This is a genomic window from Bacillus sp. FSL W7-1346 (assembly GCF_038593335.1).
Lineage (GTDB): Bacteria > Bacillota > Bacilli > Bacillales > Bacillaceae > Bacillus > Bacillus altitudinis.
Genome location: NZ_CP151988.1, coordinates 3129755 through 3144502 on the forward strand (window position 1 = coordinate 3129755; position 14748 = coordinate 3144502).

Below are 14748 nucleotides of genomic sequence, written 5' to 3' on the forward strand. Positions count from 1 at the left end.
ACAACTATACTTAAAAAAGGTAAACTGAATCTAACGACGAGAATAAGGGGGCACAATCATGAGCAGTTCTTTATTGCTCTCCAATATTCATATTGTGACAAAGACAGAAATCATTGAAAACGGTTTTGTCGGTTTACGCGATGGCAAGATCGACTATATTTCAACATCACCGCCGACAGGAAATTATGAAAAAGTATATATTTCCCGGGAAAACTTTTATTTACTCCCCGGAATGATTGATATTCACATCCATGGGGGATATGGTGCAGATATGATGGATGCCACACCAGAAGCCATGAATACACTTGCTGATCACTTACCCGCAGAAGGAACGACAAGCTTTTTAGCAACAACCATTACACAAAATCATCAAGAGATTGAGCAAGCACTTAAAAATGTCGCACAGTGGAGACCCTATAATGAAAAACAGGCTGGAAGTCAGGCACAATGTTTAGGCATTCATCTAGAAGGTCCTTTTATTTCTAAAGATAAAGCTGGAGCGCAGCCTGCTCAATGGATTACACAGGCTAACCTTCCTCTTTTTGAGAAATGGCTGAGTGCATCTGATCAGCTGATTCGAATTGTCACTTTTGCACCTGAGGAAGATACTGATTTTGCATTCCTTTCCCTGCTAAAAGAAAAAGATATCATTCCTTCTATTGGACATACAAATGCTTCTCATGACATGATTGAACTAGCAGCAAATCACGGCGCGCGTCATGTCACGCATCTTTATAATGCGATGAGTTCATTTCAGCATCGTGAGCCAAATGTTGCAGGGGCTGCGCTTACAAACGAAGAGCTTTTGACTGAGCTGATTACAGATGGCATTCATTCACATCCTCTTTCCGTAAAGCTTGCGTATTTGGCTAAGGGAAGTGAACGTTTGATCATGATTACAGACTCAATGCGTGCAAAAGGACTTGGAGAGGGAACCTACGAATTTGGCGGTCAGACTGTGACAGTCAGCGGTGAAAAAGCATTGCTGGCAGATGGAACACTTGCAGGATCGATTTTACAAATGAAAGATGGGGTCAAACGTATGAGACAGATCACACAATGTGGATGGACAGAAATTGCTCAAATGACCTCAACAAATGCAGCCACTCAGCTCGGGATCGATCATCAGCTCGGTTCGATCGAAGTTGGAAAACTGGCAGACTTGGTCATTTGGGATGAAGCTGGCGAACTCATGATGACGATCTGCCATGGACAAATCGTTTATGAAAAAAAGGAGGCCACACACTGATGAACATCATCGAATTTGCAGATAAAGATCAATTAGGAAAAGCAGCAGCTGCTTTCATTGCACGTACCATTAAATCAAAAACAGATGCGGTTCTCGGTCTGGCAACTGGCGGTACACCAATTGATACTTATAAAGAGTTAATTCAGTTGCATCAAACAGAACAATTGTCTTTCAAACAAGCAAGAACAGTGAATCTGGATGAGTACGTGGGAATTGATCCAAATCATGAAAATAGTTATATGACTTACATGAAGCGTCATTTATTCGACCATATTGATCTCCCATCAGATCAATATTTCCTCCCCAATGGTGCTGCTGCTCACTTGGAAGAAGAGTGCTTAAGGTATGATCAGCTCATTGAAGATTTAGGGGGTATTGATCTTCAGCTACTTGGTATCGGACAAAATGGACATATCGGGTTTAATGAACCTGGTACTCCTTTTGACTCAAAGACGCATGTCGTCCAATTAGATGAACACACTCGCCAAGCCAATGCAAGATACTTTTCTTCTATTGATGAGGTGCCTACACATGCCATTACAATGGGAATTGCAAGCATTCTTTCAAGTAAAAAAATTCTCCTTCTCGCATCAGGAAAATCAAAAGCGGACGTGATACAATATTTAGAACGAACAGAGATTCACCCAGACTTCCCTGCATCTGCTCTGAAACTTCATGAAGATGTGACGATTTTTATTGATCGAGAAGCTGGTTCACTACGCTAAACACGAGAGGATTTTCACATGTTTATTGATAAGCAGTCACCTATCCCCATGTACCATCAGATTATGGAGAACTTGAAAAAGCAGATTGAGGATGGAACGTTAGCACCTGATACACTCATTCCTTCTGAAAGAGAATATGCCGAACGCTTTGGTATTAGCCGAATGACTGTCAGACAAGCCTTATCGAACCTTGTGAACGAAGGATATTTATACCGGCAAAAAGGAAAAGGAACATTTGTTAGCCGAAAGAAATTTGAACAACCGCTTCAGGGCTTAACAAGCTTTACAGAAGATATGCGTCAACGTGGGCTCAAAGCTTCAAGTCAGTTGATTGATTTCAAAAAAGTCGCATGCCCAGAGCACTTGCTGCAATCATTACAGCTGTCGAACAGTGAAAATGTCTATGAATTAAAACGAATCCGCCTTGCAAACGATGAACCAATGGCTATTGAAACGAGTTATATTCCTGAAAAATTTGCTGGCGAGCTCACAAAGGAACATTTAACTGGATCTTTATATGAATATATAGAAGCGAACACAGGTCTAACCATCGCCCATGCCAAGCAGGAGCTTGAAGCCAATGTTGCTTCAAAGGAAGAAGCTAACGCGCTGTCTATTTCATTAGGGGACCCTGTTCTCTCCATTGCAAGAACAACTTATTTTCAAAATGACCTTCCATTCGAGTATGTCATATCCGTTTATAGAGGGGATCGATACAAGCTCACTCACACAATGGAAAGATAAAACTGTGCTCCTGAAAGCACAGTTTTTTATTTCCTAAGAAATGTTGATTGATCATCATTTTTTGTATGAATTTTCCATATAGGCGAAATCGCTTTCCCTTCGAAACGGTCTTTTGCTACAGTGTACCAATAATATTCTTGATTTGGCTTTAACCCTTTCCATTCAAAGCTTGCTTTTTTACCACTTTTCACACCTTTGACTTCTCCAAGAAGAACGTTTGTGTAGACATTCAATTCAAAATAATTGGTTTTAACGGATTTCATTTTAGGTGTTAAATCCACATCAATTGAAAATTCATCTTGATCTCCATACGTTTTTGGATCATAGAAATGTTCTTGATTCAAGTAGGGTGAATATGTGGTGAAATGAAGTTTATTTTTTTCTTGATCCGCAGTGATCAGCCGCATAAAACCTTGACCGCCTTCAGGACCTGACTGGTAATCTGCAAGGATTTGATATACTTTTCTGTCCACTTTTCCATCATGATCATCGTCAATCTCATCTACTTTTCGACTGGCTCCGTGGTAGTGACCGCTAAATACTGCGACAATATTCGGGTGACGCTTTACCACTTGATGGAAGATCAAATCTCCAATTGGGCTTCGATTTCCGCTCACTAACAAATACTCATGGAAATTTAAAATGACAATTCGATCTGGATGTTCAGAAATGACTCGATTTAACCAGTCAATCTCATTTTGCTTGATCCCCCAGCCCATATACACCATCATATAATCATTGCCACCAGCAGAGATAAGATCATAATGACCTCGATTGTTTTGATAGGATTCACCGTAATACGGCTTGTCTTCAAAGCGTTTCGCTCCAAAATATCTCCCATATTCCCTATAATGGCCGTCTTTGTGCCTGACATCATGATTACCAGCTAATACACCGTAAGGAATCTGATGCTTATCTAACACACGCATAAATGTATCGGCACGATTCCACTGCTTGTCCTTTGAATCATCCACAATATCACCTGTATGGAACACATATTGAATATTTAATGGGTCCCTTTGATCTCTGATCCACTCGACCATTTTTTTGAAGATGTGAGGATAACTTCTGGCATAATATTGAGTATCAGACATCCACACCATCTTATAAGGCTTTAACGTCTTACTGATCTCATCTTGTACAAGCAAATCAAACGTTTGATTTTTCATATACTGTCTGACTGACAGCAGCCCTTTCAAGTAAAATTCCTTTTCATCCTTGGCAAAGTGATGAGTAATTTTATCCCACTTTTCTTGCTGATGATTCCAAGCATACATCGTTACCTTTCTCCCTGATAATGAGCTTCCTTTCCATACAGCCTCGACAACATCCTTTTCACGTACATCGTGATGAACCTTGATTTGAAAGCGATGATAAGGAAAATGCTGTAGATCTTTCGTTTCCACTGATTTACCATCAGCAAATGCAATGCGATTTCTTTCTCGATCAGAAAAAATCATTTCCCCTGTTTCATTTAAATGTTTTGGCGGCTCTGTTTCCGCTGCATATTTGAAAATCTTCATGGACGGATGCAGCGATGTATATTGATAGGCACGGTAAAAGGAGTAATCTAACTGATCATTAGTAGGATCATTGGTTAGCACTGTTTGCTTAGATGATTCCTTTTTTGTCCTATCTGACACTCTCTCTGGCGTTTCAGGGTGTTCATGTACCGTCTTAAAAACCTTTTTCAAAGTTGATTTGTTTCCAGCGGCATCTTTTGCTTTTATCTTCAATGTGTGCTCCCCAGGTTCTAATTCGCTAGAGGACGTTTGATAAGGCAAAGAGATCGGTTTTCCATCTAAATATGCCTTCATCTCCGCTATGTCACTCCAACGATCCGTTACCTTTGCCTTTAACGTAAAGACGCCTTTATATTGGTCATTTGCCTGTATATTACTCTTGATTTTCGGACCCGTGTTATCGACTTTCACACGTACAGATTGAGATTCGTCTGCGGTTTTAGCCTGAACAACATGTACTCCTTCTTTCAGCCTTCTTGTATCCCACTGAATATAGCTTGATGCATATGCTTGCTTCGGGATTTGAAACTGAAATGCTCTCACCTTCTTAGCGCTGCCACCGTCGCCCATTTTCCATTCCTCATGCTGGCTCGCATTTAGAGGCAGAATTTGAGTTCCATTCGATAAAATCATCTGGACATTTTTCAATTCAAAATCATCGTGATTTTCTCCAGGAAATCGGTCAAACGGCGATGACTTCGTCCCAGCATGGAATGATATCGTTTGTGGACCTGCCTTTTCTAAGTGTTTTTCTGGTATTGGTATCGTATAGGTGCGATACACTTTTGTCGAATCATCAAAAATGGAAAGTAAGTGCTTACCTATAGACACACCATTCTTAAAATATAAATTTGTCCCTTTGACATCAAATGCAAGATATGGATCTGCTTCAAGTGCAGGGAATACTTGTCGAATCGGTTTTCCATCTATCATTAATTTTATGCTTTTTTTCTGATCTGCTGTTGCTTTTAAGTGAAATACGCCAGAAACCGTATCTCCTTCTTCTACATTCAATCGAAGGCCGTGAGCTTTGCTTACTTGTTCCACATCAATTGTTTTTTTCATTGTCATTGCTTGATTTTCGCCGTCAGACGCTTCAATCTGATATTCCAATCGATCTTTACCGATGAGCTCAGGTGAATAAATAATATAGTGAAACAGCCGATCATTATGATCCTTTTGAAGCAGCACCTCTTTAAAATCTTCATGACGATTGGTTCGATATCGCAATTTGACCGTTTTGACGGACTGATCATCCTGCACATCTGCCCTCATTTCAATGCCTTCAGTTGGTTTTATCGGTTGATTGTCTGTCATATCTTCGATCACAGGTTTATGAACATCTTGTGATATTTCTTTTTTTTCAGTTGGAATTTGTGCTTTTAACACTTTTCCGGGTGTTGGCTCTTCCTCCACTTTCGAGATCAGCTTCATTTGTGTCGTACCATCCATTGGATACTTGAACAGTAACGATCTGTGCTCGCTAAACAATGAAGGCCTTAAACGATAGGATGCCGACGATACCTCTTCTCCTATATTTGTTGTGATAGAAACAAGGCGGGATTTAGAATTGGACAATCCTTTACTCTCAATGACCGATAGTTGCTCGCCCTCTTTTAAATGGCTTTTGTACATCGCATTAAAGTCCGCTACCGTTAAATGCTCCTGCCCTTTTTTTCTAAGCCAAAATACGTACGGCTTTCCAGGAGAAATGGTGATAGGACTTGTGTGAAATGAATATATATCATCCATCTCCACGCCTTGCGCTGGATTGCGATAGCGAAGCTGGTAATGTCGAAGTGAAATGGGTGCATGTGTTGTGTTATACACCTCGATGAATTCAAAAGCATCCTTGCCTTTGCGGTTTTTTGAATTCACGACGATTTCTGTCATCAATAGCTCAGGAATTTGTGAGAGATCCTCTTCAAATCCGTTTAAGTGAACTGCTTGTTCGGTTGTTTTGATGACAGACTTCTGCGTCAGGAATTCTGTATAGTAATGAACTGTTGGATTCCACAACTGATCTGTCGGGATTTTCGCTGTGAATTCTGGTTTCATCCCCGGTAATCGTTCCATTGGGATCAATCGATATCCTAGTTCATCACTCTGTTTATAGTACAAGTTTGCAGACAAAATTTGCTCTGACTGACTAATAGATGCCCGAAATTGAAGATCACGTTTTTTTCCTTGAACCGGACGGACATCTACTTGAAATTGATCAAAGATAAAAGGTGAAAAGGGCTTATTTCGTATGTTCACTTGTGTTTGTGTCAAAGATCCTGCTGAAGCAGGCTGACTGAAACAAAAAAGAATGCTCAAAAAAAGCAAAAGAATGATTTGTCTGCTCACATTCACCATCGTGCACCGCCTCCCTTCGGATATTGTGTCTCCTGAAGACGGTTTTTATGACAGATGGAACGGGGAAACGATATAAATTCACACAAAAAAACCGTTAGCTTTTTTTCGCTAACGGTTCCACGATTCCTTTCTGTATGAGCAGATGGAAAATGGATAAAATGACAGCCATCCAAATGGCCGTTCCAAACCCATCAATGTTAAAACTATCTCCCATAAAGCTTGAGGTCATCATCAGTGTGATGGCATTAATGACAAAGAGGAACAATCCTAGTGAAAGTACTGTCACTGGCAGCGTTAAAATGATCAAAAACGGCTTCACTAAAATATTGAGCAAGGACAAAATAATACTTGCTACAATCGCTGCGCCAAAGCCTTCAATATACACACTACCAAGGCCTGGCAGAATGCCTGAATCAAAATATCCAGCAATGACGATTAAAAGTAATGCATTGACGAAAATACTAACGATCCATCTAAGCATTTAGTTAGTGCCTTCTTCCGGAACAACAAAATACCAGATGAAGTAGATCAAGAATATCGGCATAAATGCTGTCATAAATCCGATGATCACCGTTAAAATACGAAGCAGGGATGCATCGACACTTAAGTATTCAGCAAGTCCACCGACAACACCCGCTATTTTTTTATCTGTCGCTGAACGATAAAGCTTCTTCATGTAGAATCACTCCTTGTCTGATTGGTGCTTTACTTGGATTGAGCCTGTTTTTGTTTCTGCAAAAATGGATATATTGTGCTCCGCCTGTTGATTGGCTTTGATCATTTTCTCTTTTTGCAGCGTTTCATTTTTCTCTTTAATCATATTTGCATCAAGCAGCTCATGAGAGATCGATCCGAGATTGCTTTTCAGCTCCGCAGTCACTGCACAAGCACGCGGAATCTGAACGTCCACACTGCCTGTTGTCGTTTTTGCATAGATCGAACGGCATTTCTCATCTGACAGCTGAACAGCAATGTTCCCATTGAAGCTCTGTGCATCAATTGATTCACTTTTCCCGCGCAGGTCAATGAGCCCATTAATGGTTTCTACTTCAATCATACCACACTCGTGATCAGCCAGTTTGATTTGTCCATTTGCTGTTTCAATCCCGACTTTTTCTGCTTGTAAAGAGGCAAAAGAGACGACGCCATTTGTTGTTTTTGCAGCCAGTTCTTTTGTCTTTAGCTTTTCCCCGCGAATCGGTCCATTAAACAGTTTGACTTTGATCTTATCGTATTGGATACGTGGCACATACAGGGTGACATTGACCTTCATGGTCTTCTTTTCAGTTCGGATAAAAAATTTGTCCCCTTCAAGCCCGCAATCCAGATGTTGAAGAAATTGCTGTCTTGCCTGCTCTCCATCCTCTGCACGGTAAATTTTCGCATGACACTCTGCCCGAACATCCCCATCATCCCAAGGCATCAAATTGAGACTGCCGTTTGCCAATTGAATATCTAAATGAGACAGTGCCGCGTCTTTGAATTGAAAAATGTGTTCAACGTCGACGGACTGTCCAAAGTTCAAATCAAGATCTACATCTTTGACCTTTTTCACCGCCGAATCTAACCATCCAAACAGCTTTGCACCGAGGTTTTCAGTACCAGTTCCTTTATTCTCTGCGCCAACTTTTTCTTCATGAAAGGTATGATCAGCCGTTGATTTTTCTAGTGAAATGGACTGATTTTCTTCTAATTTTTCAAGCAGCGTAATCGCTTCTTTTGCAGATAATGTCCCGTCTTCTACTAATTTTAAAATGCGTTCTTTTTCATTCATACAAAGCCCTCCTACGATTTGATGGATTGAAGCACTTTAATACCTTGAATGATATTCCAAATGACAGAGATCAAAAAGCCAATGGCGACTAAAAAGGACAAGATAAGTACGGTGAACACTGGAACGAGTGAGTCGCTTGCCTGTGTCGTCAATAAAAAGGGGATAGCTCCAAAAACCAGCAGCACACACGCTGCGACTGGCAAAACATGTGACCACAATGCACGCAGCGAATGCCGTTTCGTTTCCTTTTGATCCACTACAAAATATGCCACGATCGGTACAATAAACGGCATGAAAAATACACTAAAATAACAAATAGATGCAATGATCGACTGATCTCTGTTCATATATATTCGCTCCTTCATGATGAAAATTCCTTTCTAACTCATACGTTTATGGCGTATAAAAAGTTTCAAACTCATTCGATTTACATATGACCTTAGACACAAATTATTTCTTTTTGCACCTAAGTGTAGATTCTTCATGGATTACCCTTTAAAATATGTTGAAAAGATGGTGATTATCATTATAGGGGGTAATTATTTTGACAGATCATCATAATGCTAACCACACGGCACAAACGCTTTTAGACCTTATACAGAAACAGAAAAGCATGAACAGCGATATGATCAAGGAGCTAGAGGCCATTCATCCGTCTCATCCGAAGTATGGTGATATCCGTTATTTAAAAGTACTGCTCGATAGTAGCAGCACTCATATTTTAAAGGATTTAACGCACCTCAGTAACTTAATGCCAAAGGAAGATGTGCAATAAAAGGAAAACCCCTCTTTCGGAGGGGTTTTTCTTTATGAGGATGTCACACTTTCTGTTTCTTTGACTAACTGTTTCATTCGCTCACGATCACGCTCTAAAATCGGTTTTAAGTATCGACCGGTGTAAGAAGCTTCTTCTTTAGCAATGTGTTCAGGTGTTCCTGAAGCAATAATCGTTCCTCCACCAGCACCGCCTTCTGGTCCTAGATCAACAAGGTAATCGGCAGCCTTAATAATATCAAGGTTGTGCTCAATGACCAATACCGTATCCCCGTTTTCGACCAAGCGCTGGAGCACTTTTAACAACCTAGCAATATCATCCACATGAAGACCGGTTGTCGGTTCATCTAAAATATACAAGGATCTTCCGTTTGAACGGCGATGAAGCTCAGATGCCAATTTCACGCGCTGCGCCTCTCCACCAGACAATGTCGTGGCAGGTTGCCCAAGTGTAATGTATCCTAATCCAACATCAAAGATCGTTTGCAGCTTCCGCTTAATTTTCGGGATATTCTCGAAAAATTGAAGTGCGTCCTCTACCGTCATTTCAAGAACATCGGAAATATTTTTCCCTTTATACGTGACCTCTAACGTCTCACGGTTATAACGTTTCCCGTGACACACTTCACAAGGCACGTATACATCAGGTAAAAAGTGCATTTCAATTTTAATAATGCCATCTCCACGACATGCTTCGCAGCGTCCACCTTTCACGTTAAAGCTGAATCGCCCTTTTTTATAGCCTCGTACCTTCGCTTCATTGGTTTGCGCAAACACATCCCGCACATCATCAAATACACCTGTATACGTAGCAGGGTTGGATCTTGGTGTACGGCCAATTGGAGATTGATCAATATCAATGACTTTGTCTAAGTGATCCATTCCTTTGATTTCTTTGTGCTGTCCTGGCTTCGCTTTTGCTCTGTGCAGTTTTTGGGCAAGGGATTTCAATAAAATTTCATTCACAAGTGTACTTTTCCCTGATCCTGACACACCCGTCACAGCGGTAAAGACACCTAAAGGAAATTTCGCATTCACGTTTTTAAGGTTGTTTTCTTTTGCCCCTTTAATTTCAATGAAGCGGCCGTCAGGCTTTCGTCTCTCAATCGGAAGCGGGATGAATTTCTCACCAGATAAATATTGTCCAGTCAACGATTTTGGGTCTTTCATGACTTCTTCTGGCGTTCCAGCTGAAATCACTTCTCCTCCATGAACCCCTGCACCTGGTCCAATATCAATGAGATAATCAGCGGCAAGCATCGTATCTTCATCATGTTCTACGACAATCAGTGTGTTTCCGATATCACGCATGTTTTTCAATGTCCCAATCAACCGGTCATTATCCCGTTGGTGCAGACCAATCGATGGTTCATCTAAAATATAAAGAACGCCTGTCAGTCTTGATCCGATTTGTGTCGCCAAACGAATCCGCTGCGCCTCCCCGCCTGATAATGTGCCAGCAGACCGGCTTAATGTCAGATAATCTAACCCCACATTATTCAAGAAGGACAAGCGCTCTTTGATTTCACGTAAAATGAGCTGGGCAATCTGCAAATCTTTCTCAGACAACTCAATTTTCTCATAGAAATCAAGGGCATCAGATACAGACAAATCGGTCATTTCTCCGATATGTTTGCCATTGATGAGAACCGCAAGCGTTTCTTTTTTCAGGCGATACCCTTTACAGGTCGGGCATGGCTGATTGGCCATATATTTTTCCATTTGCTCCCGAATATAATCGGAGCTCGTTTCCTTGTAGCGCCGTTCAATGTTACGAAGCACACCTTCAAACTCGATTTCATTTTCACGGACCTGGCCAAAATCATTTTCATATTTAAAATAAATCAGCTCAGAGCCGCTGCCATATAAAATTTTATCAAATAAATGCGTCGGAATATCTTTTACTGGAATATCCATGTCAATTCCATAGTGTGTACATACCGCCTCAAGAAGCTGCGGGTAATATTGTGAGCTTTGAGGCTCCCATGGGGCAATGGCATGCTGACGTAAAGTCAAATCCTTATTCGGAATCACAAGCTCTGGATCTACTTCTAGTTTAGAACCAAGCCCATCACAGCTTGGGCAGGCACCGAAAGGGCTATTAAACGAGAACATTCTTGGTTCAAGTTCCCCAATAGAGAATCCGCAGTGCGGACAAGCATGATGCTCACTAAATAACAGCTCCTCTTGTCCAATCACATCAATCATCACACGACCTTCACCAAGTCGGAGTGCCGTTTCAAGAGAATCAGACAACCGTGCCGCCACGCCTTCTTTCACGACAATTCGATCAATCACCACTTCAATGGAATGCTTTTTATTCTTTTCAAGCTCAATCTCTTCTGACAGGTCCTCCATCTCGCCATCAACTCTGACTCGAACGTAGCCCTGCTTCCGAATTTGATCAAGTACTTTCACGTGTGTTCCCTTACGTCCAGATACGATCGGAGCAAGCACTTGTAGTTTCGTTCGTTCTGGATACTCTAAAATACGGTCTGTCATTTGCTCAATCGTCTGTGATGTAATTTCGATCCCATGAATAGGACAAATCGGTTTTCCGACTCGAGCATATAATAGACGCAAGTAATCATAAATTTCTGTAACTGTCCCAACGGTTGATCGAGGGTTCCTGCTTGTCGTTTTCTGGTCAATACTAATCGCTGGAGAAAGCCCTTCAATCGCATCTACATCTGGTTTGTCCATTTGACCGAGAAATTGACGTGCATAGGCCGACAGTGATTCAACATACCTACGCTGACCTTCTGCATAAATGGTATCGAAGGCAAGCGACGATTTTCCCGAACCAGATAAACCTGTAATGACCACTAGCTGATCGCGCGGGATATTGACATCAATATTTTTAAGGTTGTGGGCTCTTGCCCCTTTCACCTCTATTCGTTCCATAGCCATCTGGCATTCATCCTTCCGCTTTTAGCTCTAGCAATAGATCTCTTAATTCTGCTGCTTTTTCAAAATCAAGCGCTTTTGCTGCATCTTTCATTTCCATCTCGACGTTTTCGATCACTTTTTCTCGTTCTTTTTTGCTCATTTTTGACAACTTTGGTGCTGCTTTTGTTTCGTATTCTTCTGAATCCTCATGTACTTTTGTTGCCTTGATCACATCTCGAATCTTCTTATGGATCGTTTGCGGAGTGATACCAAATTTCTCATTATACGCTTCTTGCTGCTCACGTCTCCGCTTTGTTTCTTGTATGGCAATGTCCATTGATTTCGTCATATTGTCTGCATACATGATAACTCGGCCTTCTGCATTTCTTGCAGCACGACCAATCGTCTGGATGAGGGATCTTTCTGAACGTAAAAAGCCTTCTTTATCCGCATCTAAAATCGCCACGAGCGACACCTCTGGAATATCCAAGCCTTCTCGAAGAAGGTTGATCCCTACAAGCACATCATATTTTCCGAGACGTAAATCACGAATAATCTCAATCCGTTCTAGTGTCTTAATTTCTGAGTGCAGATAATTGACCTTGATTCCGATTTCTTTCAGATAATCTGTCAGATCCTCAGACATTTTCTTCGTTAAAGTCGTCACAAGCACACGCTCATTTTTCTCAACTCTTGCATGAATTTCCCCAATTAAGTCATCGATTTGTCCTTCAATCGGACGGACTTCAATGATTGGATCAAGCAAACCGGTTGGACGAATAATTTGTTCCACGACCTCTGGCGTTTTCTCAAGCTCGTATGGGCCAGGTGTTGCGGATACATGCACAATATGGTTAATGTGCTTTTCAAACTCATCAAATGTGAGTGGTCTATTATCAAGTGCTGACGGCAGACGGAATCCGTGATCAACAAGCACTTGTTTTCTTGCCTGGTCCCCATTGTACATGGCGCGAATTTGCGGGATGGTCACGTGTGACTCATCGACAACAATCATAAAATCATCCGGAAAATAATCAAGCAATGTATAAGGTGTTGAACCAGGCGGACGTAAGGTGAGATGTCTTGAGTAGTTCTCAATCCCTGAACAAAAGCCCATCTCTCTCATCATCTCAAGGTCATACCTTGTCCGCTGCTCAAGACGCTGTGCTTCAAGCAGTTTCCCGTTTTCACGAAGCTTTTCCAACTGTTCCTCAAGCTCTTTTTCAATATTAATAATCGCTTTTTCCATCTTTTCTTCTCTTGTGACGAAGTGAGATGCTGGGAAAATAGCAACGTGGTCACGATCACCGAGAATTTCTCCAGTGAGAGCATCTACTTCACGAATACGTTCAATTTCATCACCGAAAAACTCCACTCTGATACAATGCTCATCTCGTGAAGCAGGAAAAATTTCAACGACGTCTCCTCGAACTCTGAAGGTTCCGCGCTGAAAATCTATATCATTACGAGAATACTGAATATCCACAAGCTTACGCAGCAGCTGATTGCGTTCAATTTCCATTTCAGTTCGTAAAGACAGCACAAGCTCTCTGTATTCTTCAGGAGAACCTAAGCCATAAATACAGGACACACTGGCAATGATGATGACATCTCTCCGCTCAAATAATGAGGATGTGGCGGAGTGCCTTAGCTTATCGATCTCATCATTAATGCTGGCATCCTTTTCAATAAATGTATCAGTTTGAGGAACATACGCCTCAGGCTGGTAATAATCATAATAACTCACAAAATATTCAACAGCATTATTTGGAAAAAATTCCTTGAACTCGCTGTATAATTGTCCGGCAAGTGTCTTGTTATGCGCAATGACAAGTGTTGGTTTGTTCACTTCTTTGATCAGGTTGGATACAGTAAAGGTCTTTCCCGTACCTGTAGCACCTAACAGCGTTTGATGCTGTTTCCCCTGATGGATGCCCTCCACAAGCTTTTCAATGGCTTTTGGCTGATCTCCTTGGGGCTGATAGTTAGAAACTAATTCAAAGCGGTCACTCACATCAAAGCCTCCGTTTCGTTACGAAATCTATCTAATGAATATATTATCATAAAAGAACACAAAAATACGAACTAAAGTTCGTGTCTGACTTGATTTTTATTTCCAATACAACCATACCCTCTCTGCCGTGGCTCATAACCCTCTAAAGAAACCTTCCTTTCAGTATGGAACATTTTGGAGCGAGATATTCGATCAGCAGAAAAACCACAAAAAAGAAAGCTGCACTCACTAGAATCGTAAGCACAGCTCCTGCAATCAAAAACATTTTCTTTTCATCAAGAGGGATCACATCAATGATGTTTTTCAGCCTTCTCTCTTTTTTCGACTTCTTTCTTGGCCATAAACAATGCCCCGGCCACTAAAGAAATAATATCTAATCCTACGATAAAGTAGGTTTCTGTATAGCCTTTCATATACGAAGCAAATAAAAGCGCTGCTGTTAATGCAATGCCAACGTAATGATTATAAGTAACCTTTGAAAATAAAATAACGAGCAAGAAAGGAAAAACAAGTGCAAATATGGCTTTTGTAATCACAAAAACCCTCCCTCTACATGGTCTACTCCCTTGATTATAGTAAAGATTGGCATAATGAACAATTCACAGTTTTCAATTTCAGCTTTTTTCTTCTCGGTTGAAGACTTTTGATATAGATGAGGAGGAAAATTAGTGAAAACGTCCCCTTTCTAAAGATAGGTC

General features: G+C 41.0%; 12 protein-coding genes. 4 read left to right on the forward strand and 8 right to left on the reverse strand.

The window, feature by feature from the left end:
- Positions 1–58 precede the first annotated feature (58 nt).
- The 3 genes from nagA to NST09_RS16265 are packed head-to-tail and all read left to right on the forward strand — an operon-like array spanning position 59 to position 2718.
- Positions 59–1249, forward strand: coding sequence for an N-acetylglucosamine-6-phosphate deacetylase (nagA, locus tag NST09_RS16255; protein WP_144625671.1), 1191 nt, complete (start codon positions 59–61; stop codon positions 1247–1249).
- On the forward strand, positions 1249–1974 hold the full coding sequence (gene nagB, locus NST09_RS16260; protein ID WP_035389633.1) for a glucosamine-6-phosphate deaminase: 726 nt from the start codon (positions 1249–1251) through the stop codon (positions 1972–1974). Before nagA ends, nagB begins: the two co-directional genes overlap by 1 nt.
- An 18-nt stretch (positions 1975–1992) precedes the next feature.
- Positions 1993–2718: a GntR family transcriptional regulator gene (locus tag NST09_RS16265; RefSeq protein ID WP_148779751.1), complete on the forward strand. Its 726-nt coding sequence runs from the start codon at positions 1993–1995 to the stop codon at positions 2716–2718.
- Between the two features lie 26 nt (positions 2719–2744).
- Here NST09_RS16265 and NST09_RS16270 read toward each other — a convergent pair whose 3' ends face one another.
- The 5 genes from NST09_RS16270 to NST09_RS16290 all read right to left on the reverse strand — a co-directional run bounded on the left by NST09_RS16270 (position 2745) and on the right by NST09_RS16290 (position 8720).
- On the reverse strand, positions 2745–6599 hold the full coding sequence (locus tag NST09_RS16270; protein WP_342493120.1) for a metallophosphoesterase: 3855 nt from the start codon (positions 6597–6599) through the stop codon (positions 2745–2747).
- A 94-nt stretch (positions 6600–6693) separates the two neighbouring features.
- A complete protein-coding gene (locus NST09_RS16275) occupies positions 6694–7080 on the reverse strand; it encodes a phage holin family protein (protein WP_007500042.1) in 387 nt (128 codons plus the stop codon).
- Positions 7081–7275 (reverse strand): PspC domain-containing protein, encoded by a 195-nt coding sequence (locus NST09_RS16280; RefSeq protein WP_008348183.1) that lies wholly within the window; start codon positions 7273–7275, stop codon positions 7081–7083.
- Between the two features lie 6 nt (positions 7276–7281).
- Positions 7282–8373, reverse strand: a complete 1092-nt coding sequence (locus NST09_RS16285) for a DUF4097 domain-containing protein (RefSeq protein ID WP_060832685.1) — start codon at positions 8371–8373, stop codon at positions 7282–7284.
- An 11-nt stretch (positions 8374–8384) separates the two neighbouring features.
- Positions 8385–8720 carry a hypothetical protein gene (locus tag NST09_RS16290; RefSeq protein WP_008348186.1) on the reverse strand — a complete coding sequence of 112 codons (336 nt, stop codon included), beginning with the start codon at positions 8718–8720 and terminating at the stop codon, positions 8385–8387.
- Between the two features lie 197 nt (positions 8721–8917).
- Between NST09_RS16290 and NST09_RS16295 the strand changes: the two genes are divergently transcribed.
- The gene (locus NST09_RS16295; protein ID WP_008348188.1) at positions 8918–9148 is read left to right on the forward strand and encodes a hypothetical protein; all 231 of its coding nucleotides are present in this window, start codon (positions 8918–8920) and stop codon (positions 9146–9148) included.
- A 32-nt stretch (positions 9149–9180) separates the two neighbouring features.
- Here NST09_RS16295 and uvrA read toward each other — a convergent pair whose 3' ends face one another.
- From uvrA to NST09_RS16310, 3 genes are all read right to left on the reverse strand, one after another.
- Positions 9181–12057: an excinuclease ABC subunit UvrA gene (gene uvrA / locus NST09_RS16300; RefSeq protein WP_047945641.1), complete on the reverse strand. Its 2877-nt coding sequence runs from the start codon at positions 12055–12057 to the stop codon at positions 9181–9183.
- Between the two features lie 7 nt (positions 12058–12064).
- Positions 12065–14050, reverse strand: coding sequence for an excinuclease ABC subunit UvrB (uvrB, locus tag NST09_RS16305; protein WP_035389639.1), 1986 nt, complete (start codon positions 14048–14050; stop codon positions 12065–12067).
- 290 nt (positions 14051–14340) lie between these two features.
- Positions 14341–14586 carry a CsbA family protein gene (locus tag NST09_RS16310; RefSeq protein ID WP_008348197.1) on the reverse strand — a complete coding sequence of 82 codons (246 nt, stop codon included), beginning with the start codon at positions 14584–14586 and terminating at the stop codon, positions 14341–14343.
- Between the last annotated feature and the right edge of the window lie 162 nt (positions 14587–14748).